General features: G+C 67.9%; 19 protein-coding genes and 1 pseudogene. 7 read left to right on the top strand and 13 right to left on the bottom strand.

Annotated elements, in window-relative coordinates; translation table 11 throughout:
- Nucleotides 1–16 precede the first annotated feature (16 nt).
- The 3 genes from LZ199_RS16480 to LZ199_RS16470 form a co-directional block, all read right to left on the bottom strand.
- Nucleotides 17–1,873 carry a Hint domain-containing protein gene (locus LZ199_RS16480; protein WP_253994652.1) on the bottom strand — a complete coding sequence of 619 codons (1,857 nt, stop codon included), beginning with the start codon at nt 1,871–1,873 and terminating at the stop codon, nt 17–19.
- A gap of 29 nt (nt 1,874–1,902) precedes the next feature.
- Nucleotides 1,903–3,291 carry a S8 family serine peptidase gene (locus LZ199_RS16475; protein WP_253994651.1) on the bottom strand — a complete coding sequence of 463 codons (1,389 nt, stop codon included), beginning with the start codon at nt 3,289–3,291 and terminating at the stop codon, nt 1,903–1,905.
- A gap of 235 nt (nt 3,292–3,526) precedes the next feature.
- On the bottom strand, nt 3,527–4,426 hold the full coding sequence (locus tag LZ199_RS16470; RefSeq protein WP_253994650.1) for an RNA polymerase subunit sigma-70: 900 nt from the start codon (nt 4,424–4,426) through the stop codon (nt 3,527–3,529).
- A gap of 202 nt (nt 4,427–4,628) precedes the next feature.
- Here LZ199_RS16470 and LZ199_RS16465 point away from each other — a divergent pair, with 202 nt between their 5' ends.
- Entirely contained in the window at nt 4,629–5,690 is a 1,062-nt protein-coding gene (locus LZ199_RS16465; RefSeq protein WP_253994649.1) for a serine/threonine-protein kinase, read from the top strand.
- Between the two features lie 52 nt (nt 5,691–5,742).
- On the opposite strand, the gene LZ199_RS16460 is transcribed toward LZ199_RS16465, so the two are convergent.
- Genes LZ199_RS16460 through LZ199_RS16450 form a run of 3 tightly spaced genes read right to left on the bottom strand, consistent with a single transcriptional unit; the run spans nt 5,743 to nt 10,476 of the window.
- Complete coding sequence (locus LZ199_RS16460) at nt 5,743–7,236, bottom strand: SpoVR family protein (protein WP_253994648.1); 1,494 nt, start codon at nt 7,234–7,236, stop codon at nt 5,743–5,745.
- A gap of 40 nt (nt 7,237–7,276) precedes the next feature.
- Complete coding sequence (locus tag LZ199_RS16455) at nt 7,277–8,386, bottom strand: DUF444 family protein (protein ID WP_253994647.1); 1,110 nt, start codon at nt 8,384–8,386, stop codon at nt 7,277–7,279.
- 26 nt (nt 8,387–8,412) lie between these two features.
- The gene (locus LZ199_RS16450; protein WP_253994646.1) at nt 8,413–10,476 is read right to left on the bottom strand and encodes a PrkA family serine protein kinase; all 2,064 of its coding nucleotides are present in this window, start codon (nt 10,474–10,476) and stop codon (nt 8,413–8,415) included.
- A gap of 610 nt (nt 10,477–11,086) precedes the next feature.
- Here LZ199_RS16450 and LZ199_RS16445 point away from each other — a divergent pair.
- Nucleotides 11,087–12,670 carry an ArnT family glycosyltransferase gene (locus LZ199_RS16445; RefSeq protein ID WP_253994645.1) on the top strand — a complete coding sequence of 528 codons (1,584 nt, stop codon included), beginning with the start codon at nt 11,087–11,089 and terminating at the stop codon, nt 12,668–12,670.
- Nucleotides 12,671–12,683: 13 nt separating this feature from the next.
- Here LZ199_RS16445 and mltG read toward each other — a convergent pair whose 3' ends face one another.
- Nucleotides 12,684–13,745, bottom strand: coding sequence for an endolytic transglycosylase MltG (mltG, locus tag LZ199_RS16440; protein WP_253994644.1), 1,062 nt, complete (start codon nt 13,743–13,745; stop codon nt 12,684–12,686).
- Complete coding sequence (ruvX, locus tag LZ199_RS16435) at nt 13,742–14,212, bottom strand: Holliday junction resolvase RuvX (RefSeq protein WP_253994643.1); 471 nt, start codon at nt 14,210–14,212, stop codon at nt 13,742–13,744. The genes mltG and ruvX overlap by 4 nt, the downstream gene beginning before the upstream one ends.
- Nucleotides 14,213–14,405: 193 nt before the next feature.
- Here ruvX and LZ199_RS16430 point away from each other — a divergent pair, with 193 nt between their 5' ends.
- Complete coding sequence (locus tag LZ199_RS16430; RefSeq protein WP_253994642.1) at nt 14,406–15,872, top strand: hypothetical protein; 1,467 nt, start codon at nt 14,406–14,408, stop codon at nt 15,870–15,872.
- Nucleotides 15,873–15,879: 7 nt separating this feature from the next.
- A complete protein-coding gene (locus LZ199_RS16425) occupies nt 15,880–16,404 on the top strand; it encodes a tetratricopeptide repeat protein (RefSeq protein ID WP_253994641.1) in 525 nt (174 codons plus the stop codon).
- 138 nt (nt 16,405–16,542) lie between these two features.
- On the opposite strand, the gene LZ199_RS16420 is transcribed toward LZ199_RS16425, so the two are convergent.
- From LZ199_RS16420 to LZ199_RS16405, 4 genes are all read right to left on the bottom strand, one after another.
- Nucleotides 16,543–17,736, bottom strand: a complete 1,194-nt coding sequence (locus LZ199_RS16420) for a M48 family metalloprotease (RefSeq protein WP_253994640.1) — start codon at nt 17,734–17,736, stop codon at nt 16,543–16,545.
- Nucleotides 17,737–17,797: 61 nt separating this feature from the next.
- Nucleotides 17,798–18,937, bottom strand: coding sequence for a tetratricopeptide repeat protein (locus LZ199_RS16415; protein ID WP_253994937.1), 1,140 nt, complete (start codon nt 18,935–18,937; stop codon nt 17,798–17,800).
- A 163-nt stretch (nt 18,938–19,100) separates the two neighbouring features.
- On the bottom strand, nt 19,101–20,213 hold the full coding sequence (locus LZ199_RS16410; protein WP_253994639.1) for an ArsA family ATPase: 1,113 nt from the start codon (nt 20,211–20,213) through the stop codon (nt 19,101–19,103).
- A complete protein-coding gene (locus LZ199_RS16405; protein WP_253994638.1) occupies nt 20,210–21,124 on the bottom strand; it encodes an ArsA family ATPase in 915 nt (304 codons plus the stop codon). The genes LZ199_RS16410 and LZ199_RS16405 overlap by 4 nt, the downstream gene beginning before the upstream one ends.
- A gap of 165 nt (nt 21,125–21,289) precedes the next feature.
- On the opposite strand from LZ199_RS16405, the gene LZ199_RS16400 reads away from it, so the two are divergent.
- Both LZ199_RS16400 and LZ199_RS16395 read left to right on the top strand, forming a co-directional pair.
- Nucleotides 21,290–21,601 (top strand): hypothetical protein, encoded by a 312-nt coding sequence (locus LZ199_RS16400; protein WP_256569177.1) that lies wholly within the window; start codon nt 21,290–21,292, stop codon nt 21,599–21,601.
- Nucleotides 21,602–21,634: 33 nt separating this feature from the next.
- Entirely contained in the window at nt 21,635–22,438 is an 804-nt protein-coding gene (locus LZ199_RS16395) for a ParA family protein (RefSeq protein ID WP_253994636.1), read from the top strand.
- Here the strand turns inward: LZ199_RS16395 and LZ199_RS16390 are convergent.
- Nucleotides 22,435–23,091 carry a polyhydroxyalkanoate synthesis regulator DNA-binding domain-containing protein gene (locus LZ199_RS16390; protein WP_163865414.1) on the bottom strand — a complete coding sequence of 219 codons (657 nt, stop codon included), beginning with the start codon at nt 23,089–23,091 and terminating at the stop codon, nt 22,435–22,437. The two genes, LZ199_RS16395 and LZ199_RS16390, sit on opposite strands and share 4 nt — an antisense overlap.
- Before the next feature lie 163 nt (nt 23,092–23,254).
- Here LZ199_RS16390 and LZ199_RS46965 point away from each other — a divergent pair.
- Nucleotides 23,255–23,353: pseudogene (locus LZ199_RS46965) on the top strand (zinc-ribbon domain-containing protein); the annotation flags it as partial.
- Nucleotides 23,354–23,705: the final 352 nt, after the last annotated feature.

Below are 23,705 nucleotides of genomic sequence, written 5' to 3'. Positions count from 1 at the left end.
CGGTGAGTGCGGCGTGCTACTTGCGCTTGCCGGCGAGCTGGTAGTCGCGGTGCCACTTCGCGGGCAGCGTGGCCAGCACGTTCTCGTTCTGCTTCGTCATGGCGACGGACTCGTACTTCTGCTGAATCTGGCCATCGCCCACGACGAAGCCGTTGGCGTAGACGACGGTCTGGTCCGCGGCGAGCGCCAGCTTCTCCGCGTCCGAGCCGACCTTCACGTTGTACACCTTGCCGGCGTACGGCTCGCGGCTGACCGCGACGAGCTTGCTGGGGCCCGTCTTCGTCATCACCACGTCACCCGTCTTCAGGGCCCGGGCCTGGACCATGCCGCGCGCCAGCACCTGGATGGGGTGCATCTCCGTCATCAGCAGGCTGCGGCCGGACTCGCTGCGGATGCGCACCATGGGCACCGTCTCCACGCCGATGGCGGTGTCCATGACGGTGAGGGTGGGCTGGTGCGGGTTGCTCACGCGGTCTCCGGCCTTGAGGGACTCCACGGGCGCGACCTTGCCTTCGGCCAGCTCGATTTCCGTCCCCGCCGCCAGGCAGCTGTTGGTGACGGTGATCTTCTTGAAGGTGTAGTCCGGGCGCGGGACGCTCCGGTCATTGCTGAGCGTGACGGAGGACTGGTACACCGCGCCGCCCGCGCTCGCGACGATGGGCAGGACGATTTTGAGCGTCAGCTTCACCTCGTCCTGCACCTGACGGCACTCGTCGTCGAAGAAGGCCGCGTAGGCGCCCGTCAAATCCCAGGAGAAGGTCTTCTGGTCGGCGCTCAGCGTGGCCCGGTCCCAGAACTGGCTCATCCGCGCCTCGATGAGGTTGCCGTCCGTGACGTCGCAGCCGCCGCCGGCGTTGGTGAGGATGAGCTTCAGGTGGCCCACGTCATAGGTGACCATCCCCGCGGTCAGGTCGGCCTTGAACTGATTGATTTTCGCCTGGTCGAACAGATGGGCCGTGGTGAGGGAGAGCTGGCCCTTCAGGGGCAGCTTGATGGCCTGGGGCGTGCCCGTCAGGTCGTAGTCGCAGTCCTGCGTCCACGTGCGGTTGAGGCACACGGAGATGAGGTTGTCGTTGAGCACCGTGTCCACGGGCGCCTGGACGGTGATCGCTGACAGACCAGGGCGGGTGGACGTGGTGCCCGGCGGGGAGCCGAACTCCGAATAGATGTACGAGTCCTTGAACCCCTCCACGGAGTCCTCGACCTTGTAGGAGGAGACCCGGTAGCGCCCCAGGCCAGTGAGGCCCAGGTTCGCGTTGGTGGGGACGGTGAGGTTGGTGCCCTTGTCGAACTCCTCGGCCCACGCGAGCTGGCTGAGCGGATGTCCCGTCGAGTCCGTGTAGTTGGTGTCCGTGTACGTGTAGTACGTGCCGCCCGGGAAGGTGGACGTGGACACGCCGAGCCCGTCGTTGACCTCCTTGGTGGTCTCACCGGCATTGGCCGCCTCGATGGCGTGCATCTCCTTGCGACCGGCGGACTCCGCCAGGCCAGGGGCCTCCGGCGACAGCAGGCCCGGCGCGAGGCCCTGGGCCAGGTGGTCGCGGTGGCGCGCTTCCATGGCCTCGAAGAGGTAGGGCGAGTTCTCCGGCGTCTTGCCGGCGAGCTTCAGTCGCGCCAGGGCGAAGCGATACTGGGCCGGGTCCGCCAGGTTCAGGCGGACGCGGACATCCGGCCTGGCGAGTCCATGCAGGTAGCGCTGGTCCGCCTGGTACGCGGTCCACTCGGCCGGAGTCAGTCGGCTGGCATCTCCGAGCCCCCGGAGGGTGCGGCCGAAGTTCGCCACCTGCTCCGCGGGGGGACTGGAGCTGCAGCCAGACAACAGGGCCAGGCAGGCGGTGCTACCCATCACCAGAAGACGACGCATTCGTGACATGGTGTTTCCTCCTCTGCTTGGAACTGCCTTCACATGCAGACTTCGCGGAAGTCGGGGCAGCAGTCGTTGAACTCCAGGCAGCCCGGGTCGCAGAAGCAGCCCTGCGCGGCCTCTCCGCACAGGCCCACGCAGCTGTTGGCCTCGCCCGCGCAGTGGTAGTTGCCCTGGGTCAGGTCGCTGAAGAGCAGCACGTCCGGCGAGCCCTTCAGGTCATCCACGCACGAGAGCGTGGCCGAGTCCTTGAGGCTCGCGATGATTTGCGTGGGCGTGGCGGAGCGGTGGGTGCTCAGGTACTGGGCCACGGCTCCCGCGACGTGGGGGCTGGCCATGGAGGTGCCCTCTTCGACCTGGGTGGCCACCGCGTCGCCACTCCAGGCGCCCAGGATGCTCACCCCCGGGGCGAACAGGTCCACGCAGGTGCCCCAGTTGGAGAACGCCGCCCGCGCGTCGTTGTCGTCGACGGCCGCGACGGTGATGACCTTGGGCTCGCTCGCGGGTGACTCGGCGCAGGCGTCCAGGTCGTCATTGCCCGCGGCCACCACCACTGGGATTCCGGCGTTGACCAGGGTCGCCGCGGCCAGATTCACGGGAGCGAAGAGCGGACCGCTCAAGCTCATGTTGACGACGCAGGGCCCGTCCTGCCGGGGGCAGTCCGTCAGCACGAAGTTCAACCCCGCGATGATGTTTCCCCAACTGCCCAGGCCATTGCAGCGCAGCACCCGGACGGGGTGCACCGTGGCCTCCTTGGCCATGCCGAAGAGGGTGCCCGCCGCGGTGCTGGCCACGTGGGTGCCGTGCCCGTTGCAGTCGTCGATGCCGCGGCCGTCGAGCACGAAACTCTCGGACGAGCCCACCCGCCCGGTGAACTCCGAGTGCTCCACGTTGAGGCCCGTGTCGAGCACGTACACGTGGGTGCCTGCCCCCGTGTTCTCGTAGTCGTTGTACAGGCCGTCGCGCCCCTGGCGCTGGTCCACCCGGTCGATGCCGTCCGCGGGGCTCGTCACCACGCTGTTGATGGAGACCTGCTGGTCCTCCTCGATGTACGCCACGCCTGGAGTCCCGCGCAGCCGCTCCAGCTCTGCGCCGTCCAGCCGCGCGGAGAACCCGGGGATGACCGCGTAGCGGTGCAGGAGGGTGTTCGTTCCACCCGCGCGCGCCACCTGGCTCGCCGCGGAGTCGATGGCCAGGCCGGAGAATCCCTCGGAGAAGACGACGATGTACTCGTCCGGGACGCGCAGTGCCTCCGGCGCAAGACCCAGGCGAGCGAGTCCGCCCGTGGTCGCGAGGCCTTCGGGCGCGACGCCTTCGGGCCGCCGCTCCTCGCAGCCGCTCCAGGCCAGCACGAGCGCCCCGAGGAGAGGCAGGGCGTGGAAGTTCATGTCACGAGAGCGACGGGCAAGGCCGTGCTGGGTCCGCATGGTGTCTCCGCTGGCGGCGCGCGAGGTGCCCGCCCGCGACGGCCGGGTGAGCACTCCTGGAATGGACTGACGTGGGGAGCGGCGCGGTGGGCCGAGGGAGGCCGCTCAGTGGGGTGAAGTCGTGTGGCTTCGAGCGCACACAGGGACTCGATGGCACCTGGCCGACAAGTGCCCGAGCGACGCTCGCGAATGAATGACGCCCGCCGGAATCAACCTATGCAGAAATTCTCAAATTTCACTCGGAGTGAATAGTTTCATTGAGAATGCGAGTGAGGCTGAGATTGATCTGGCTCTCCACGGTCCGCAACACGCTGGTGAACTCCTGGGAGGAGAGGTCCAGGCGTTCCTTGAGCAGACGTCGTGTCTCGTCGTGCACGGCCCGCTGCGCACTCTGGAGCCAGCGAGAGACGGTGGATTGGTTGACGTTGAAGAGGGTGCCCATCTTCGTCGTGGAGAGGTGGTCCACGAAGTGGAGCCGGAGCAGGTACCGGTGTTCGCCAGGCAGGGTGGCGAAGGCGTCTTCCAGGGCCTGGCGGAACGCCTCGTGATAGCGCCGCCGGATGGCCTCGACTTCAGGGTCCGAGTTCGGCGCGGGGAGCAGCTCCAGCAGCGCTTCGCTCATCGGGCCTTCAGCGTGAGTCTTTCGGAGCAGGCTCAAGGCGGTGCGCAGGGAGATGACCCGCACCCAGTTGGTCAGCGTGCCCCTGCCGGAGTACTCGGCGATCCTCGGTGCGCTGTCGGTGCGCACCAGCAGCCGCTCCCGCACGCGCTGGCGGATTTCGTCGACGACTGTCGGGGACAGCCGCATGTGAGCGAGCGCGGACGGCAGGCCCGCCATGTGGTGCCGCTCGAAGGCGGCGAGCGCCGTGGGAAGGCCCTCGGCGCAGGCGCACGCGAGGAAGAGGTCCCCCGGGACGAACTGGGAGAGCAATTGTTCCAGGTCCTCCCCGGGCACCCGCCGTGGGAAGTGCATGGCCAGATGGCTGACGAAGCTGTCGACACCCAGGGGGATGTCTGGCCACTGTTCACACCCGGCCCGCCAGCAGCGGAGCAGCAGGTGCTCGAGGCGGTCGGGAGACAGGGCCCCATTGCCGTGGCAGCCCACCCGCGCGAGGAATGACGCTGCGAATGCCAAGCCCCCCTCCCTCCTGCTCTTCATCATACGCCGCATTCTGACTTTGCTGACTATGCAGGTTAGTCTGGGTGAAGGTCGGCTTTGTGCATGAAAGGGGAGATTCCCAAGGTTTTCCGGAGGGAGCTCCTTTTGTGCGAGGCTTCTCCCGGGGTGTACCAGGGGGTGCCAAATCCTTTCAGCCAGCTGCCTGTGTGAAGAGGACGTGGTGGGCCTGATGGAAGGGCGGCTGGAGACAGGGGCCCGGGCCCGGGTGCATCACCACGCCGCGTCGTGCCCGGCCTGTCGTGAGCTGTTGGTGGCCGTCGTGCGCAGCGAGGCGTTTCACGGAGAGGTGCCCACGGAGTCGGTCCTCGCTCCGGAGCGGGGGCCTGCCCTGGGCAAGACGTGGGAGCCGCCGACGGAGCTGGACGAGTTCCGGCTGATGCGGTTGTTGGGGCGAGGCGGCATGGGGGCCGTCTACCTCGCGCACGACACCTCGTTGGACAGGCTGGTGGCGCTGAAGCTGAGCGTCGCGCTCCAGCCGGATACGAGCACGCTGGAGAGCTTCGCCATCGAAGCGCGCGCGATTGCCCGAATCAAACACCCCAATGTCGTCACGGTGTTTCGAGCGGGGGAAGTCTCGGGGCGGCCGTACCTCGTCTACGAGTACGTGGAGGGCAAGAGCCTGGCGGAGCTGAAGCTGCCGCTGCCCTGGCGATACGTGCTCGACATCGCGGTGGGGCTGGCGCGGGGACTGAGGGCCGCGCATCAGCGGGGCGTGCTCCACCGCGATCTCAAGCCGAGCAACGCCATCCTGGAGACCGACGGCACCATCAAGCTGCTCGACTTCGGCCTCGCGGCCTTCGTGGGGACGGACCGCTGCACTCCCTGGGCGGTGCCCGGTGTCGTCGGCACGCCGCGCTACATGGCCCCGGAGACGCGCCTGGGCGCGCCCGCCACGCCGCAGAGCGACCTCTACGCGCTGGGGCTGCTGCTGTACGAGCTGTGCACGGGGACGGTGCCTTGCGCCTCGCGACAGGCTCCCGCCGTCACGGGAGGCGCGGGCATTCCGTTGTCGGAGCGGACGCCTGGAATCGCTCCCGACTTCGCGGAGGCCATCGAGCGCTGCCTCATGGAAGAGCCCGCCAGGCGCTTCGGCCGGGCGGACGCGCTGTGCTGCGTGCTGGAGCGGCTGACCTCGTCGGGCTCCGACGCGGCGTTCCCTCCCGCGAGGTCCGCGTCAGCGCCGGAGCCCCGCCCCTGGGCGGCGCTCAATCCGGTCTGAGGTCCTCTCGGGTCCCCCGGGCGCGAGCAGTGCGCCCGAGGGGAGGGGAGCGCTACAGCTCCACCTTCTTCTCCGTCTGCGTCGTCCCGTCGAAGCGCAGCATCACGCCCTTGTTGTCATAGCGGGTGATGATGTTGACGGGCCTGCGCCAGAGGGACTGGAGGTTCTTGAGCGTCTCGCGCGCGTAGTCGCCCTTGAGGTCCTGGCCATCGTGCTTGTGTGCGAGCAGCAGCTCCCCGCGGTTCTCGTGGTTGGCGTCCACGACCTCGATGATGGGCTGGCCGAAGTTGGTGAGCCCCTGGAGCAGCTTGCTCTTCACCTTGCGGAACTCGCGGTCGAGAATCTCCCACGAGTTGCGCTTGTCATTGAAGCCATACACGAAGAGCTTCTGCTCCATCGCGAACTCGGGCGTCAGGAACGTGTCGATGAAGGTGATGTCGTTGTAGTGCTTGCGGACCTCGAAAATCTTCTCGCGGCCGGCGCCCGACTTCTTGTCCCAGGAGCGGCGGGCGCGCAAATCATCACACTCGTCCCACTCCTTGCCGAAGCGGCCCTTGTTCCACCGCTCCTCGATATCCCGCCACAGCTCGATGCCCAGCTTGTAGGGATTGATGGCGCCGGGGCGGGTGCCCATGGTGCCGGAGTGGTGGTCCGCGTAGTCGATGATTTCGTCATCGCGCAGGGCGCGGCGGGTCATGATGGTGGAGTGCCAGTAGCTGGCCCACCCCTCGTTCATGATTTTCGTCTGGCCCTGGGGCGCGAAGTAGTGCGCCTCCTCACGGAGAATCGCGAGGATGTCCGACTCCCACGGCTCCAGCGGCGCCTCTTCCAGGAGGAAGAGCAGCACGTCGCGCTGGGGGCGCTCGGGGAACTTCTTGGCCCGCTGCTTCTCGTCCTCCACCTTCTTTCGCTGGGAGTCGAGGAACTCTGACGGGTTGATGTAGCCGCGCATGTACTCGCGGCCGACCTTGAAGCCCTCCACGCCCTCATTGGCCTTGAGCTCGTCCGCCACGCGCTTGGGGTCCGGGTTGCGCCGGATGTGGGGCGAGTGCTGGTCGATGAGGTTCTCCAGGCTCAGCGTGCGGTCGATGAAGTCCTCGACCTTCTCCACGCCAATCTTGTCCACCCAGCGCCGCACGCGCGTGGCGTGGTTGGCCATCTCATCAATCATCCGCCGGTTGGTGTGGCGGAAGGAGAAGTTGTTCTTGAAGAAGTCGCAGTGTCCGTAGACGTGGGCCATGACCAGCTTCTGGTCCACCTCCGGATTGCTCTCCATCAGGTACGCGTAGCAAGGGTCATTGTTGATGACGAGCTCGTAGATTTTGCTGAGCCCGTACTCGTAGCCCTTGGCGAGCTGCTCGTATTCCATGCCCCAGCGCCAGTGGGGGTAGCGCGTGGGGAAGCCGCCGTAGGCGGCCACCATGTTCATCTCGTCGTAGGACACCATCTCGAAGACGGTGTCGAAGAAGTCGAGGCCGAACTCCTTCGCGTAGCCGTGGATTTCATCCCTCAGCGCGGCGAGGCGGGGTGTGAGGCTCTTGGGCATCGGGAAGTCGCTCCGAGGGGCACGTGGGGGAGGCCAGACGTCAGCGGCCCTTGCCGAGGAAGTCCTTGATGGACGCGTAGATGGCGTCCTTGTCCGCGATTTCGCTGAGCGCGACGTTGGGCGTGTCTCCCACCGCCTCGCGCAAATCCTTGATGAACTGGCCGCTGCCGTAGGGGGACTCCACCTGTCCGTAGGCGAACTGGTTGACGTTGGGCAGCACGTCGTTGCGCAGCATCTCGATGCACTGGCGCGTGTCATCCGCGCTCCAGTTGTCACCGTCGCTGAAGTGGAACGGGTAGATGTTCCACGCGCTCTTCGGGTAGTCCGCGAGGATGATGTCGCGGCAGAGCTTGTAGGCGCTGGAGATCATCGTCCCGCCGGACTCGCGGGTGTGGAAGAACGTGTCGCGGTCCACCTCGCGCGCCACCGCGTCGTGGATGATGTAGCGCGCCTCCAGGCCCTTGTATTGGTGACGCAGCCACGTATCGAGCCAGAAGCTCTCGATGCGGACGATCTCCTTCTGCTCGTCGCCCATGGAGCCGGACACGTCCATCATGTAGATGATGACCGCGTTGGTCTCCGGCAGGTTCTGGAGCTTGTAGCTGCGGTAGCGGCGGTCTTCTCTCGTGGGGATGATGACCGGGCGCGCGGCGTCGTAGGTGCCCGCGGCGATCTGCCGCCGCAGGGCCTGCTTGAAGGTCCGCTTGAAGTGCCGGAGCGACTCCGGACCGGTGGTGTTGATGCCGGTGTAGCGAATCTTCTGGGTGACGAGCCGCTCGTTCTGGCGCCGCTCGATGTTGGGGAGCTGGAGCTCCTCGCCCAGGATTTGCGCCAGCTCCTCCAACGTGACGTCCACCTCCAGGGCGTGGTCTCCCTCGCCCTGGCCGGCCTGGTGGCCCTCCCCGGGCTCCACCGCCCCGGGGCCGAGCTGCTGACCCACCTCACCCTCGCCCTGTCCGACGCCACCCTGCTCCTTGTGGCCGTACTTGAAGCGAGGGATGTCGATGAAGGGGATGGGGATGCTGATGGCATCCTTGCCCTTCTTCCCAATCATCTCGCCTTTCTGCACGTACTTGCGCAGGTTGGCTTTGATCTTCCCGCGGACAATCTGTTTGAAGCGGGAGTGGTCCTGGTGGATCTTCAAGGTCACGACGGCTCGCCCTTCTCCTGAGGTGGTTACTCCTTCGCGTCGCCGCGGGCGAAGATGCTCGCCACGAAGTTCAACACGTCGGTGGAGCAGATCTCGCAATAGCCGTAGTTCTTCATCATCCGGTCCTTCACCAGGTCGATCTTCTCCTGGGTCTCCTTGTCCACGACGGAGGAGACGAGGTTCTTGAGCTTGATGCTGTCCTTCTGGTCCTCGAACAGCTTCAGCTCCAGCGCCTTGTGCAGCCGCTCGTTCGTCCGGTAGTTGAAGGTCTTCCCCTCCACCGCCAGCGCGCCGATGTAGTTCATGATTTCGCGGCGGAAGTCATCCTTGCGGCTGTCGGGGATGTCTATCTTCTCCTCAATCGCACGCATCAGGCGCTCATCGGGCTCCTCGTAGAGACCGGTGTACTTGTTCTTGACCTTCTCCTTCTGGGTGTAGGCCTTGATGTTGTCGATGTAGTTGCCGCACAGCTTGCCGATGGCGTCCTCGTCGGCGGAGATGGCGCGCTGGACCTCGTTCTTGACGATGTCCTCGTACTCCTGCTTCACGGACGTGAGCAGCTCCTTCATCCGCTTGCGCGCGTCCTCGTTGCTGATGAGCGAGTGCGTCTTGAGGCCCGCCTCCAGCTCGTTGAGGACCATGAAGGGGTTGATGCAGCCCTCGCCCTTGTCGCTCACCAACGCGTTGGAGATTTTATCCTGGATGTAGCGCGGGGAGATGCCCTCCAGGCCCTCCCGGTTGCTCTCCTTGCGCAGCTCCTTGATGTTGTCCTCGGTGAAGTTCGGGAGCGTCTTGCCGTTGTAGAGCTTGAGCTTCTGGAGGAGGGAGAGGTTGTGCTTCTTGGGCTCCTCCAGGCGGGTGAGGACGGCCCACATGGCGGCCATCTCCAGCGTGTGCGGGGCGATGTGCTTGCCCTTGATGGCGCGGGAGTTGAAGTCCTTCTCGTAGATCTTCACCTCTTCCGCGAGCTTGGTGATGTACGGCACGTCGATCTTCACCGTGCGGTCGCGCAAGGCCTCCATGAACTCGTTGTTCTCGAGCTTCTTGTACTCGGGCTCGTTGGTGTGGCCGAGGATGACCTCGTCGATGTCCGTCTGCGGGAACTTCTTCGGCTTGATTTTGTGTTCCTGCGACGCGCCGAGCAGGTCGTAGAGGAACGCGACGTCCAGCTTGAGGACTTCGACGAACTCGATGATGCCGCGGTTGGCGATGTTGAACTCGCCGTCGAAGTTGAAGGCGCGCGGGTCGGAGTCGGAGCCGTACTCGGCGATTTTGCGGTAGTTGATGTCGCCGGTGAGCTCGGTCGAGTCCTGGTTCTTCTCGTCCTTGGGCTGGAAGGTGCCGATGCCCACGCGGTCCTTCTCGCTGAAGACGAGCCGGTGGACGTGGATGTGGTCCATCACCCGGGCGAAGTCACCGTGGTACTGCGTCATCAGGTCCTTGAAGACGAAGCGGCACGCGGGGCACAGCTCGGAGCCATCCGGAATCGTGTGGCCGGACTCCGGCGGAGAGATTTCCGCGTAGACCTTGGCGCGCCACTCGCGGGGAACGAGGTTGAGCGGCTCCTCGTTCATGGGGCACTTCATCTTCTCCTTCACGGTGGTGCCATCCGGCAGCTTCTTGTCGGTGGTCCAGGAGAAGGTGTACGCGGCGCCCTCGGGCGTCTTGGAGTAGTCCTCCGTGCCCTTCTTGAGCAGGCGGGCGATGGTGGACTTGGAGGAGCCGACGGGGCCGTGCAGCAGGATGACGCGCTTCTCGGTGCCGTAGCCCTGGGCCGCGGACTTGAAGACGTTCACCAGCTTCATCAGCGGCACGTCCAGGCCGAAGATGGCGTCGCGGCCGCCGAACTTCTCGTCGCTGAAGAAGTGGTAGCGGATGAGCTTCTTCTTGTTGTCGATGTACTCCGTCTTCCCGTGGCTGAGGATCATGTCGTAGATCCTTTGGAAGGCGGTGCGTGTCACCTTGGGGTTCTTGCGGACCACCTCGAGGTAGTCCTCGAAAGAGCCTTCCCAGGTGAGCTCTGCGTAGGTCTTCGCGTCCTGGAGCGCGGCGATTTTGGAGACCCACGAACCCTTTTCAGCGTCCTTCATGTCTCTCCCTCGGGGGCCGGCCAGGGGTGCGAAATGTTCACACCCGAGGGGGCCAGAATGGTGAACCTGGAGGGCTGGATTGCCATTCCACAACCATCCCGCCGAGGTCCCAGGCACGACAGCCCTGCAGCCAATTCGGGACCCCGCCGCGGAATGGGACCGCGCGTTACGCTCGTGTCAGGGGCTGGACGCCGACCAGGCGCGCCCCCTTCACGGGGTGAAGAGGCAGAGGAGATTATAGGGCCGCCCCCGCGAGGGGGTAGGTGCCCCCCCCGAACGCGAAGGGTATTGAACGCCTGAGGGGGGGTTCGGGTGCCCGCCGAGCGCCAATTGTCCGCTGGTTGTGGGGCGGCGTCTCCGTTCGCTCCACATGTCGGCGCCAGGGTTTGCATCCGTGCGAGGAAATAGCGGCAACCAGGCGGGCGACCCGGGCCTGGAGGGTGATACATTCGCCCGTTTCCGCACGCTGGGTGGCCCCGCGGGAGGCATACGCACGGTGAGGCTTCGCGCGTTCCGGGGCGGGCCGTGCCGAGGGTGAAGGGCCCGGAGTGGGAGAAGCCGGGGTCGCCAGCTTGGCTTTGGGCCGTGCCTGCGTATCCTGCCGCGCGTCATGGCGACCGCACCTACCCCCGTCTCCCACCCTTCGTCCCCCGTGCCGAGCCTGGCGGCGGTCCCCACCCCCTCGCGCGAGCCGAGCACCCGCTGGCTTTTGGGGATGTTGCTGGTGGTGGCCCTGCTGCCGCGGCTGGTGGTGTTCTTCATCAACGAGAACCTCTACGGCGACGCGGTGGTGCGCACGGAGCTGGCGGAGCGCTGGTTGCGCGAGCCGCACCTCATCACCGCGTACGGGGATGGCGCGTACCAGTTCGGTCCGCTGCACCTGTACCTGGTGGGCGTGGCCCTGTCGGTGTTCGACAGGGAGGTGGCGGGGCGCGTGGTGAGCCTGCTGTTCGGCGTGCTGTCGGTGGTGCCGCTGTTCGCGCTGACGCGGCGGCTGTTCGGCTGGCGCGCGGGCGTGGCGGGCGGGCTGGCGTTCGCCGCGTGGGGCATGCATCTGCAGTTCTCCACCACGGCGGGCAGTGAGGCGGTGTCGCTGTTCTTCATGCTGGCCGCCTTCGCGCTGTACGCGGAGGCCGTGGACGAGAACCGCTTCGCGCCGCTGTTCCAGGCCGCGCTGATGATCAACCTCGCGTGCGCGCTGCGCTACGACGCGTGGATGTACATCCCGCTGATGTGCGCGGCGCTGCTCTTCAGCAGCGAGGACAAGGTGGCGTCGGTGACGCGCGCGGTGGGCTTCGGGCTGGCGTGCCTGCCGTTTCCCCTGCTGTGGATGCAGGGCAACGAGCTGATGCACGGCGACCCGTTCTTCCCCGTGAAGGCGGTGGAGGCGTTCCATCGCGATTGGGTGCTGTCGTCCGCGGGCTCGGGAGCCGCCATCGGATGGCGGGTGCAACAGCTCTTCTTCTGGCCTGGGGTGGCGCTGCTCACCCTGACGCCCGGCGTGGCGCTCCTGGGCATGGTGGGCATGGTGAAGGCGTGGAAGGCGCGTCCGGACACGCGCTGGCTGGTGGCGACGGCGGTGGTGCCCACCGCGTACTTCACGTTCCGCGCGGTGGTGCTGTTGAACTTCGTCCCGCTGGGGCGCTTCACGGTGACGCAGCTGGCGGTGCTGCCGGTGTTCGTGGCCTTCGGCTTCGCGGCGCTGGTGGGCAGCAGGGGCGAGGGGCTGCGCAAGGCGGTGCTGGGCGTGACGGCGGTGCTGGCGGTGGTGCTGCCGGTGGCCATGGGCCTGTACACGTTCCGCGCGGAGGGACGGCTGCAGAACTCCTTGCGGCCGGTGAGCCCCACGTCGACCAACCCGGTGCCGGTGATGCAGGTGGCGGACTACGTGAAGGAGCAGGTGGCCCTGAAGGGGGGCTCGCTGGCCCTCGACGACGACCCCGGCTACATGGACCTGCAGGTGGCCTTCTTCTCCGGGTTGCCGGAGGAGAGAATCGCCCGCGTGCGCTGGGACACGTTCCGCAAGCTGCTGGCGGAGGCTCGGCCGGAGGTGCTGGTGCGCTTCGACCAGGGCTCGCTGGTGAAGGACGCCGGCGTGAAGCTGGAGGGGCGCACGCTGACGCTGGACGGCGTCGCCTACGAGGAGATCGACGGCTTCACCGCGCCGCTGCACGTGTACCGTCGCCGCCCGTAGCGGGCGTGGGGCCTCAGGGCTTCCGGGGCGTCGCCTGCTGCTTCTTGAAGTACTCCACCTGCCACTGCTTCACGAGCGCCTGGTGGCAGTCGTAGGTGGGGCAGAAGACGTGGGTGCCGTCGTTGCGCGACACGAAGAAGAGGTCCTCGCAGTCCTGTGGCGCGAGCGCGGCCTGGAGCGCCGCGGCGCCCGGGCTGGCGATGGGCCCCGGCGGCAGCCCTGAGACTTTGTAGGTGTTGTACGGGTGGAGCGTCCGCAGGTCTTCGCGCGTGAGGTTCTTCGTGAAGACGCCGCGCAACAGGCGCATGGCGTAGAGCACCGTCGGGTCCGTCTCCAGGCGCATGCCCTTGCGGAGCCGGTTGTGGAAGACGCAGGCGATGCGAGGCCGCTCCTCGGGCGCGCCCGTCTCCTTCTCCACGATGGAGGCGAGCGTGAAGGTCTGCAGCAGGCCCAGCTTCACGCCGGGCTTTCGCGCCGCGTCCGCCTTCCGGTACTCCTCCAGGGCTCGCGCCACCATCTTCCCGAGCACGGCCTCCTCGCGGACGCCCTTGGCGAAGGTGTACGTGTCCGGGAAGAGGAAGCCCTCGATGGACTTCGCGGGCACGCCCGCTTCGCGCAGGAAGGCCGCGTCGGCGATGAGCGCCTCCAGCTTCCGGAGGTCGAGCCCCAATCCGGAGGCCACGAGCAACGGAAGGATTTCCTCCGCGCGCAGTCCCTCCGGCACGGTGAAGCGGTGGAGCTTCACCTGACCCGAGGCGACCTTCTCCGCGGCCTGGGCCGGCGTGAGGGTGCCTTCGAACTCGTACTCACCGGCCTTCAGCCGGGGGCCAAGGTCTTCCCGGCGCAGGTAGCGATAGAACAGCTCCGCGTCCGTCACCACGCCTCGGTCCGCCAGCAGCCGCGCGAGCGCGCGAGGCCCCGTGCCGGGAGGAACGTCCACCGTCACGGGCGCGGGCAAGGCAGTGGGCGTCGCGGCGAACTCAGAGAGGTGGCGCGACTGCTGGAAGTACCAGCCTCCCACGCCCGCCGCCGCGAGGACGGCGAGCACGAGCACTGAGACGAGGGCCTTCTTCACTCAGACGGCTCCGAGTCGTAGTCGTCGTAGTCATCCGCGTGCGCAGACGCCTCCTGGGGACGGCGGGCGTCCAGCCACCCCTGGAGGATGAACTGCGCGGCTACCTGATCGATGACCTCCTTGCGGCGGGCACGGCTGACGTCCGCTTCCAGGAGCGTGCGGGTGGCGGCCACGGTGGACAGCCGCTCGTCCAGCAGCTCCACCTGGACGCCGAGCGCCTGCGTCACAGCGTCCGCGAACTTGCGCGAGGCCTCCGCGCGTGGGCCCTCGGAGCCGTCCATGTTGAGCGGCAGTCCGATGACCATGCGGTCCACCTCGTGCTCGCGCGCCAGGGCGCCGAGCGCGGCGAGGTCCGCCTTGAGCGAGGTGCGTCGGATGGTGGTGACGCCCTGGGCGGTGAGCCCCAGCCCATCCGAGACGGCCACGCCGATGGTCTTGGTTCCGTAGTCCAAACCGAAGGTGCGCATGTGCCTCAGGACCTTAACCGCAATCCTCCGTCGCGGACCGCTCCGTCCGACGTCGGGGACGCGCCTCGCCTGTCAGTCAGGCTAACCGACGGAATTCGCTGCGACGCCCTGCGAGCCACCGGGCGGCATCCCCGCTGCAACCCCCTCTGCCCAGCGCGCGGCACTGCTTCCAACACGCCGCGCGGGAGGGCTCATGGTGGACTTTCTGAAGGGCGCGACGAACCTGCTGGCCAGCCCCGAGGGCACGGCGGTGGAGGGCGCGGGTGACACGCGGGGGCTGACGCCCCTCATCGCTCATTCCATCAAGACGGTGGAGGGCGTGGCGACGGGCAACGTGTTGCTGGCGGCGAGCGGCGTGGTGGGGGTGGCGGAGGACCTGAAGAAGAACCCGGCGGCGAAGACGGAGTACGCGGCAACGGGGGGCGCGGCGAAGACGGAGGGCTATGCGCCCATCCTTCCCACGGGCACCAGCGCGTTGGACCCGAAGATGTTGGACTACGAGGCCGCGCTGAAGGTGCTCGAGGCGAACTTCGACCAGCTGGACCTCGCGGATGGGAAGAAGTCGGGCTCGCTGTCGAAGGACGAGCTGCGGCGCGCGGCCCATGACACGAGCCTGTCTCCGCAGCTGCGAAGCGCGGCCCGCTTCCTGACGGAGAACGCGGCGCTGTTCGAGCGGGTGGATTCGAACGGACTGCTCGCGCGGTTCATGCCGGTGGTGGAGAAGCTGTACAACGACGACCGCATCAAGTTGTCGGGAGTCCGCTCCGAGCTGAAGCGCGTGGGTGAGGAGTTCTCTCGCTACGGCCGGCCGGAGCGTCCGCGGACTCCGAAGCCCGAGCCGGAGACGTGTCCGCCCTCGACGGGGACGCCGGGCACGCGTCCTCCTTCCACGGGAGGTCCGTCGCCGGGCACTCCTTCACCGGGCACGCGTCCTCCCACGCCGGGCACGGGGCCGACGCCGGGAACGGGCGGAGGACAGGGCCCGGTGACGGGCGGTGGCAAGCCGCCCACGTCGAAGGACCCGGACTTTCGCGAGTACCTGGAGGCGGTGGCGGTGCTGCGCGACAACTGGGGCACGTTCGACACGGCGGCGGGAACGAAGGATGACCGCGTCACGCGCGAGGACCTGGCGGCGCTGCTGGCGAATCCCGCGGCGTCGTCGACGCTGAAGAAGGCCGCGCAGTTCTTCAAGGACCACCCGGAGTACTTCGACCGGCTGGAGATGGCGGCGGGCATCGACGGCCGCGACGGCATCATCGGGTGGCTGGACGTGAAGGCGGAGCTGGAGTTGTCGGGGGGCGCGAAGCCGGGCACGTCACCGACGAAGGTGTCGAGCGCGCGCTCCATCGTCGACAACCCGAACATGAGCATCGAGGACAAGGTGCAGGCCATCCTCGGTGCCATCTCCACGGAGACGGACGCGGAGATTCTGCAGGTCATGGACAGCATGGCGAGCGCGGGAGAGGACCGCGCGGCGCTGGGCACGTCGGACGCCGACAAGAAGAAGGCCGCGACGCTCGACGGGAACATGCGCGAGCTGGAGCTGCGGCTTCAGCGGCTCCTGGAGAAGCGCAAATCCATGTTCGACCTGATGAGCAACATGTCGGCGAAGTTCAACGAGATGGCGAAGACAGCCATCTCCAACCTGCGTGGCGCCTGAGGGGCCCATGGGACGCGTCATCAAACACGAGGCGACGGTGGCGATGCGGATGGAGAGCGGAGCGGTGCAGCGGATGAAGTCCTTCGCGCGGGGGGAGGCGACATGGGCGGAGGTGGAGGGGATGACCTTCGAAGAGGCGAAGGCGATTGCGCAGGTGGGATGTGACCTGGCGGCGGCGGGGCGGCTGGAGGAGGCGCGCATCCTCTTCGAGGGCCTGGTGGTGGGGAACCCGAGGGACGCGGGGGCTCACGCGGCGCTGGGCACCGTGTACCAGAAGCTCGGGAGGCTGGAGGAAGCCATCGCGGAGTACAGCGCGGCGCTGGCGAGGGATGCCGGTCATCCGGTGGCGCTGGCGAATCGGGGGGAGCTGTACCTGCGCAAGGGGGAGCGGCAGGGCTTCACGGACCTGTCCAACGCGGTGGAGGTGGACCCGCACGGCGAGACGGCGGCGGGGCGGAGGGCGAGGGCGCTGGTGAAGTCCATCACCCTGGCGGCGGTGGAGAAGCTGAAGCAGGACGCCCAGCAGCCGTAGCGGGGCGGAAGGAGGGTGGGGGGAAGTGCCGCCGGCGCTCGGGGGAGTGGCCCGGCGGGGGCTGTCGGCGGGTGGGCTCGGGTGGAGAGGGAACGGGGAATGGGGGAGCCCACCTGCCGGCCGCTTTTTCGTGTCGTGTCAGGGGTGAGGCAGGTCGGCCAGGCGCTCGCCAATGGGGGGATGGCTCTGGCCCTTGAGGACGACCCAGCGGGGGGGCTGGGGGTCCATCTTGTTGACGCGGGCGGCCTTCACCAGCATGCGGCGGAATGCGTCGACGTCGTGGGTGAGGCGCAGGGCATAGCGGTCCGCCTCGCGCTCGCGCTCGCGGGAGAAGGCCCCGGCGATGGGGCCTCCGACGAGCAGGACGGCGGACAGCAGGAGGGAGAGCAGGGGGAGGGTGCGGATGTCCGCGAAGCGCGTGGTGCCGAACCAGCCGCGCGCTGAGGCCACGCGCAGCAGCCGGTCGATGGCGAAGAGGAGCGCCACCAGCGCCAGCGAGGAGGCGATGCGGCCGGGCCACTTCGGCTCGTGCACATGGCCGGCCTCGTGGGCCACGGCGGCCAACACCTCATCCTCGGTGAGCTCCTGCAGGATGATGTCGTTGAGGACGATGGTGCGCGTGGGGCCCTGGCCCGCGAAGTACGCCTGGAGCCGGCGCGAGGCGATGGAGGTCTTCTCCACCAGCACGTCGGAGAAGGCGATGTCCGCCTGGGTCATCAGCTCCGTCATCCGCGTGCGCAAAGGGCCCGAGGGAAGGGGCTGCTGCTCGAAGTAGAGGCGGCCCCGGTACGGGTCCAGCGCGGAGGAGACGAGCAGGAGGAGGGCGACGGGCACGCCCAGAATCCACCACCAGCGCCGCGTGCGACGGGCCAGTCCGTACAGGCCGATGACGAGCGCGGCGATGGCGAATGCGCCCAGCAGGTGGCCCTTGAGCATGTCCCGGGCGAAGGCGGCCGGGGTGTAGTTGGACATGCCGTGCTGGTGTTCCAGCGTGTACGCGAACCAGATGTCCACGGGCGCGTAGACGAGCTTCACGAACAGGTCCGTCATCAACGCGAAGATGACGGCCGCGCCCCAGCCCGGCTCACCCCACAGCCGGTCCATGGCGCTGAAGAAGGCGCGGCTGACGGGCGCGGTGCGCAGGAAGCCGAGTCGGCGCTCCAGGCCCGCCGCCATCCCCGTGGCCATGCGGAAGAAGGGCCGGACGAGCACGCCCAGGAGCAGCGCCAGCAGGGCCAGCCGCGCGAAGGGGTCCACCGCGGCCCGGACGTAGTAGGGCAGGTGGTAGGCGTGAATCTCCGCCAGTTGCTCGGGCGTGAAGAGGGGCTCCATGCGAGGGCCCCAGGCTACGCCGCGCGGCCCCCAGCTGCCCAGTCAGGGGGACTCCTCCGCTCTACGTATGGGGCTCCTGCTCGGAGGCGGGCGGGGCCGGAACGGGCTCTCCCTCCGCGTCCGCCAGCAGCAGTGCCTTCACCTTGGCCAGGCTCTCACGCGTGCGGTCCACGAAGGCGCTCTGCGAGCCGATGCGCTCGGCCGTCTCCAGGGTGCGCTCGTAGATGTTGATGGACTTGGTGAGCAGCACCCGAATCTTCTTCCGCAGCTCCTGGCGGTAGACGACGGCCTCCTCGGCGTTGAGCTCCGAGGGGGCCGGGGAGCTGACCATCTGCGCGTAGAGGTCTTCGTAGAGCGCGCCAATCTGCGCCCCCGCGGCGGTGGCCCAGTAGCCGTTGCCCACGCGGATGGAGCGCAGGTAGTGGCCCTGCGCGGACAGGAGCAGCTCCGCCTTGTAGTTGAGCTCCTCGGCGAGCTTGTCGGCGCCCTTGGCCGGGTCCAGCTTCACGTTCTCGTAGTGCAGCCGGTACAGCTCCCCCACGAAGAAGTGCGCCTGCGCGGGGAAGTAGTCGTCCACCTCGTCCTTGTCGGCCAGGGCTTCATAGGACGTGATGGCCTTGCGCAGCGTCGCCTCCGCGGCGTCGGTGCGGCCCGCCTCCAGCTCGCAGACGCCCTGCTGCACCCGGGCTTCGATGCGGCGGTTGACGGGGAGGTCCTCGCGCTCGGCCACGGTGGTCAGCACCTTGATGGCCTCGTCGTAGCGCTCCAGGTGGTACTGCGTCTCCGCCACGCGGAAGGACGCGTCCAGCGCGTCACCCTGGCCCCTGGCCGGGTCCGCCAGCTCGGAGAAGCGGTGCCAGGCCTCCTCCCACTCCTTGAGGCGCTGGTGGGCGAGGCCCGCGTTGTAGAGGGACGCGCGCCGGTGCTGGCTGTTGGGGTGGAAGTCCACCAGCCGGCCGAAGTAGCGCGCCGCCTGCTTGAAGTCGTTGGCCGCGAAGGCCGACGTCCCCCCGGCGAACAGCTCCTCGTCGTTGAGCTTGTCCAGCTCCAGGTCCGCCGTCACCGTCACGGCGTCGAACTGGAGCTCCTGCTTCACGGGGCCCGTCTCGGAGGACTCCGGACGCGCGGCGCTGCCCGTCGTCCGACATCCGGTGACACCCAGACCCAGGGCGACCACCCACCACCACCGGCTGACCGACATGTACGTTCGCTCGCTTCCCGTCACGGAATGCGCCTCCTGGCCCTGCCGCCTCAGGACAACGCGCTGTCCCTCGGAGTTCCCACCGCTCGGGTGGGCGCGCCCAGTTTAATGCGTCCTCCTGTTCCGCGCCGCCCCGGCCGGTCGCTCGGCGTGGGGCCTCGCCTCAGAAGGTGTCGTCGCCGAGCAGGAAGCGGCCCGTCTGCCAGAGGCTGGTGATGTCGTGCACGTCCAGTCCGAAGCGCGGCACCTGAATCAGGGGGATGCCCGGGCAGGCGGCCTGGAGCTGGGCGATGCCGCGTCCATCCTGCTCGGCCAGGACCTGGAGCTCGCGCAGCGTCTCCTCCACCTTGGCGCGGCGGGTGGGCGTCAGCGTGGCGGCGTCGGCCCACATGGCCTCGGTGGGCAGCGGGTGGACGCGGTTCACCACCAGCGCCACCACCTCCATGCGGTGCTGCTTCAACAGGGTGCTGAAGTGGATGGCTTCATCCATGCGCTCGGGGTGCGGGCTCGTCACCAGCACGAAGCCCGTGGACGCATCCTCCAGCAGCGCCCGCACGCCGCGCGCCCGCTCACGGAAGCCCTCGTTCATGCCGGACAGCGAGAGCATGAAGCTGGACAGCTCCTGGAGCATCTCCGTGCCGGTGAACTTGGACAGCGCGCGCAGCACGTAGCCGCTGCGGTTGAACAGCGACAGGCCCAGCTTGCCCGCCTTCAGCGCGGGGGCCAGCAGCCACTTCGCCGCCTCGTTGTCCAGGAAGTCCAGGACGCGGTTGGGTGCGTCGAGGAAGTCCAGCGCGTGCGCGGTGGGTGGCGTGTCCAGCACGACGAGCTCGTACTCGCCCTTGCGGCGCAGCTCCCACACCTTCTCCATGGCGATGTACTCCTGGCTGCCGGCCAGGGCGGTGGAGAGCGACTGGTAGAAGCGGTTGGCGAGGATGCGCTCGCGCTGCTCGGGCGGAGCGACGCGGGTGATGAGGTCATCCCACGTCTGCTTCATGTCCAGCATCATCGCGTGGAGCGACGCGCGGGCCGTCACGCCCAGCGGCTCCAGCGCGGAGGCCGGCACCTGCGTCTCCGCGTTGCCCAGCGCGGACAGGCCCAGCGAGTTGGCCAGGCGCTTGGCGGGGTCGATGGTGCACACCAGGCTGTCGCGGCCATCCACCGCCGCGCGCAGGGCCAGGGTGGCCGCCACCGTCGTCTTTCCGACACCGCCGGAGCCGACGCAGATGAGGACGCGCTTCCTGGCGAGCGCGGGACCCAGAGCCGTCGTGCTCACTTCTCCCCCATCACCAGTGCTTCGAGGTGGCCCATGACCTGTTCAATCGCGTCCCGCCCGAAGGTCGGGAGATACAGCCGGGGGACGTTGAACACCGGCGCGTGGAGGTTGCGCTCCAGCTTGGTGCCCGCGAGCACCGTCAGCGAGGCGCGGTCGTGGTTCGCCTGCGCCACGCGGTGCAGCTCCGGGTGGCCCGCCAGCGCCTCCAGGTCCGCCTCCGTGAAGCGCTCCGGAATGGCCTGGTTGAGCACCGCCGCGTGCGTGCGGATGTGCACCTTGTCCTTCAGCGCGGCGTGCAGCTCCAGCGCCTCGTTCACCGGCATCTCCTCCGGGAGCGCCACCAGCACCGCCGCCGTCACCGCCGGGTCCACCAGCAGGTCCCTCATCTTCTGCGCCTCGCGGGACATGGGCCCCTGGGGCACCGTCTGCACGAGCACGTGCGGCACGCTGAGGAAGGAGATGGCGTGGCCCGTGGCCGGCGCGTCCAGGACGATGGTGTCGAAGCGCCACCGCCCGTCCGGCAGCTTCTCCTGCAGGTGGTACATGATCTTCCCCAGCAGGACGAGCTCCTGCAGGGACGGAATGAAGCGCAGGAAGTAGCGCACCAGCCGGTTCTCGAAGACGGTTTTGTAGAGGGCCTCGAAGCGCAGCACCATGAGGCCGTACTCGCGCATGGCCTCCTGCGGGCGCACGTCCACCGCCCAGAGGTTCTCCTCCAGCAACGTCACTTCGGGGCCGGCGGTGGGGTGCTCCAGGAAGCGGCTGATGCGCTCCTGAGTATTCACCTCGCACACCAGCGTCCTACGCCCCGCGCGCGCCGAGCGCAGGGCGAGCGCCGCGGCAACCGTGCTCTTGCCCACGCCGCCCTTGCCGGAGACGACCCACAACCGCTTGTCCAGGAGCCCTGCCATAAGAGAGCGGCGAACCGTAGGAATCGTGTCTCCAGGAGTCAACGCGTTTGGCCACGAGGTGTTGCCCAACTTGACACGTCGCGTTGCCCCCTCGCAGAGTGCGGCGTCTTTTTCCTGACGTCCCGATGGCGGGGGGCTCCCGCGCGGGTGAAGCTCCTGGTTCCCATGCTCAAGAACAACCCGGTGATGAAGAAGCTCGTCGAGACGGGCGAGGAGCGCGTCGGCAAGCTGGCGCAGCAGCTCCTGTCGAACGAGAAGTTCGTGTCCACGGTGCAGACGCTGGTGTCGCGCTCGCTGGCCGCGAAAGGCACGCTGGACAGCGCGCTGCGCTCGGCGCTGTCGGCCATGAACCTGCCGTCCACGGCGGACCTGGAGCAGCTCCGCTCGAAGGTGGACGACCTGGAGCGGCTGCTCGCATCGGTGGAGAGCAAGGTGGACACCCTGGTGGCGCAGAAGGCGCCGTCGTCGAAGAAGTAAGCACCCGGGAGCGAGCCGGGGAGTCCAAGGCCCATGCGGCGCATCGCCTTCATCAACGAGAAGGGCGGCACCTGCAAGACGACGCTGGCGGTGAACACCGCCGCGTGGCTCGCGCGGGAGCGGGACTTGCGGGTGCTGCTGGTGGACCTGGACACTCAGGGCCACGCCGGCAAGGCCCTGGGCCTGGACGTGCGCACGCTGCCTCGCAACGTCTTCCACCTGCTGACCGACGACTCCGTGCGCCTCCAGGACGTGGTGCACCCCTCGGCCGTGCCCGGTCTGGATGTGCTGCCCGCGTACAAGGAGATGGCGGACTTCCCCGTGGTCGTGGCGGCGGACGCGCGACGGGCCCATCGGCTGGCGGACAGGCTGGAGGCGGCCCGGGAGGCGGGCTACGACGCCATCGTGTTCGACTCGCCGCCGTCCATGGGGCTCACCACGCGCAACATCCTGGTCGCCGCCACGGAGGTGGTGGTGCCCGTGGCGCTGACGTACCTGGCGCTGGATGGCTGCGCGGAGGTGGCGGACACGGTGCGGCAGGTGGGGGAGGCGGAGGGGCGTCCCGGGCTGAGCGTCACCAAGGTGGTGCCCACGCTGTACCGGAAGACGGCCCTGGCCACGGCGATTCTCGACCGGCTCCGGGCGTACTTCCCGGACTCACTGGCCACCACGCCCCTGGGCTACGACGTCAAGGTGGACGAGGCGCAGAGCCACGGGAAGACCATCTTCGAGTACGCGCCCAGGAGCCGGGGGGCGCGGATGCTGGCGGCCATCGCGGCCGAAATCCACGGCGGGCCCGCTCCCCGGAAGCGGAAGCGGGCACCGCGAGCCGACTAGGGCTCCTGCTTCTTCTGCTGCTCGAACTGCTCGAGCTTCTTCTCCAGCTCTTCCAGCCGCTGGGTGAGCGACTGCATGTCGCGGCCCAGGGCAGGGAGGTTGCCGGTCAGGTTCTCGACGACGTGCTTGACGCGCTCGTCGATCTTCCGCTGCCAGTCCTCGAAGGCGCGCTGGCTGGCCTTCAGCAGGTCGGCGGGGGACAGGCCTCCCGCGGCGTCGGCGGCGGCCTGCGGGGTCTCCTCGACGGCCGTCTCGGGGAGGCCCGCCTTGGCGGCTTCCTCGCGACGCAGGAGCTTGTCGAGCCGGGATTCCGCTTCCTCGCGGATGGAGGCGACGCGGGGAGTGACCTCTTTCTGGATGAAGCCGGAGATGGATTCGCCGGGGTGGCGGATGATCTCCCGCAGCACCGACAGCGGCATCTGGTTCTTCTTCTTCTCCTCTTCGAAGATGATCTGCGCGAGGGTGACCGAAGTGAGATCTTCTTTCGTGCGGTTGTCTACAATCCGCACCTCGGTGCCCTCCTTGATCATCGCGGCGATCTCATCCAGCGTCACGTACCGGCTCTCTACGGTGTCGTAGAGTTTTCGGTTCGTGTACCGCTTGATGATCTTCGGCTCCTTGCTCGGAGCGCCTGCTTGCTCGGCCTCGCTCATCGGTCTCTCCGCCCCTTTTGGGCTCGACTCAAAGCCAGCTTCCATGTCTGAGTCTCGCAGGGGCGAACCTCGTACCAGAGGGGTTGGAGGCGAGCAAGCAGCGAGAACCCGACTCGCGGTACCCACCCGGTGGCCCTATACTCGTCCCCGCCCCCAGGCCTGAATGATCGTCAAGTGCGCGCGGTGCCAGACACGGTTCAAGATCCCCGACGAGAAGGTGACCGAAAAGGGGGTCAAGGTCCGCTGCACCAAATGTCAGAACACGTTCCGCGTCACCCGCGAACCAGGCGGGGAGGATGCCGGTGCGTCCTCGCCTCCCTCCTCGGCCGGGCAGGCCGACCCCTTCGCTGAGTTCGGTGTCGCCCCAGACCCGAAAGGCGTGGAAGTCACACGCCCCGGCTTCTTTGCCCAGGGCGTCGCCGCCACGCGCGTGGCCTCGGAGCCCCCGCCGTCTGGAAACCCCTCCTGGAACAGCATGGATGGGGAGCTCGACGACGGAGTCTTCCGAGAGCCCACCCGCATCGGTCCGATGCCTCGGCCGCCGCTCCAGGCCACGGGGGCGCCCGGTGTTGGCACTGTGCGCAATGGGGGCGCTGTGCCCTTGCCCGCGCCGC

The organism is Myxococcus qinghaiensis (assembly GCF_024198215.1).
GTDB classification, from domain to species: domain Bacteria; phylum Myxococcota; class Myxococcia; order Myxococcales; family Myxococcaceae; genus Myxococcus; species Myxococcus qinghaiensis.
This window is presented reverse-complemented; position numbering and strand designations above follow the sequence as displayed.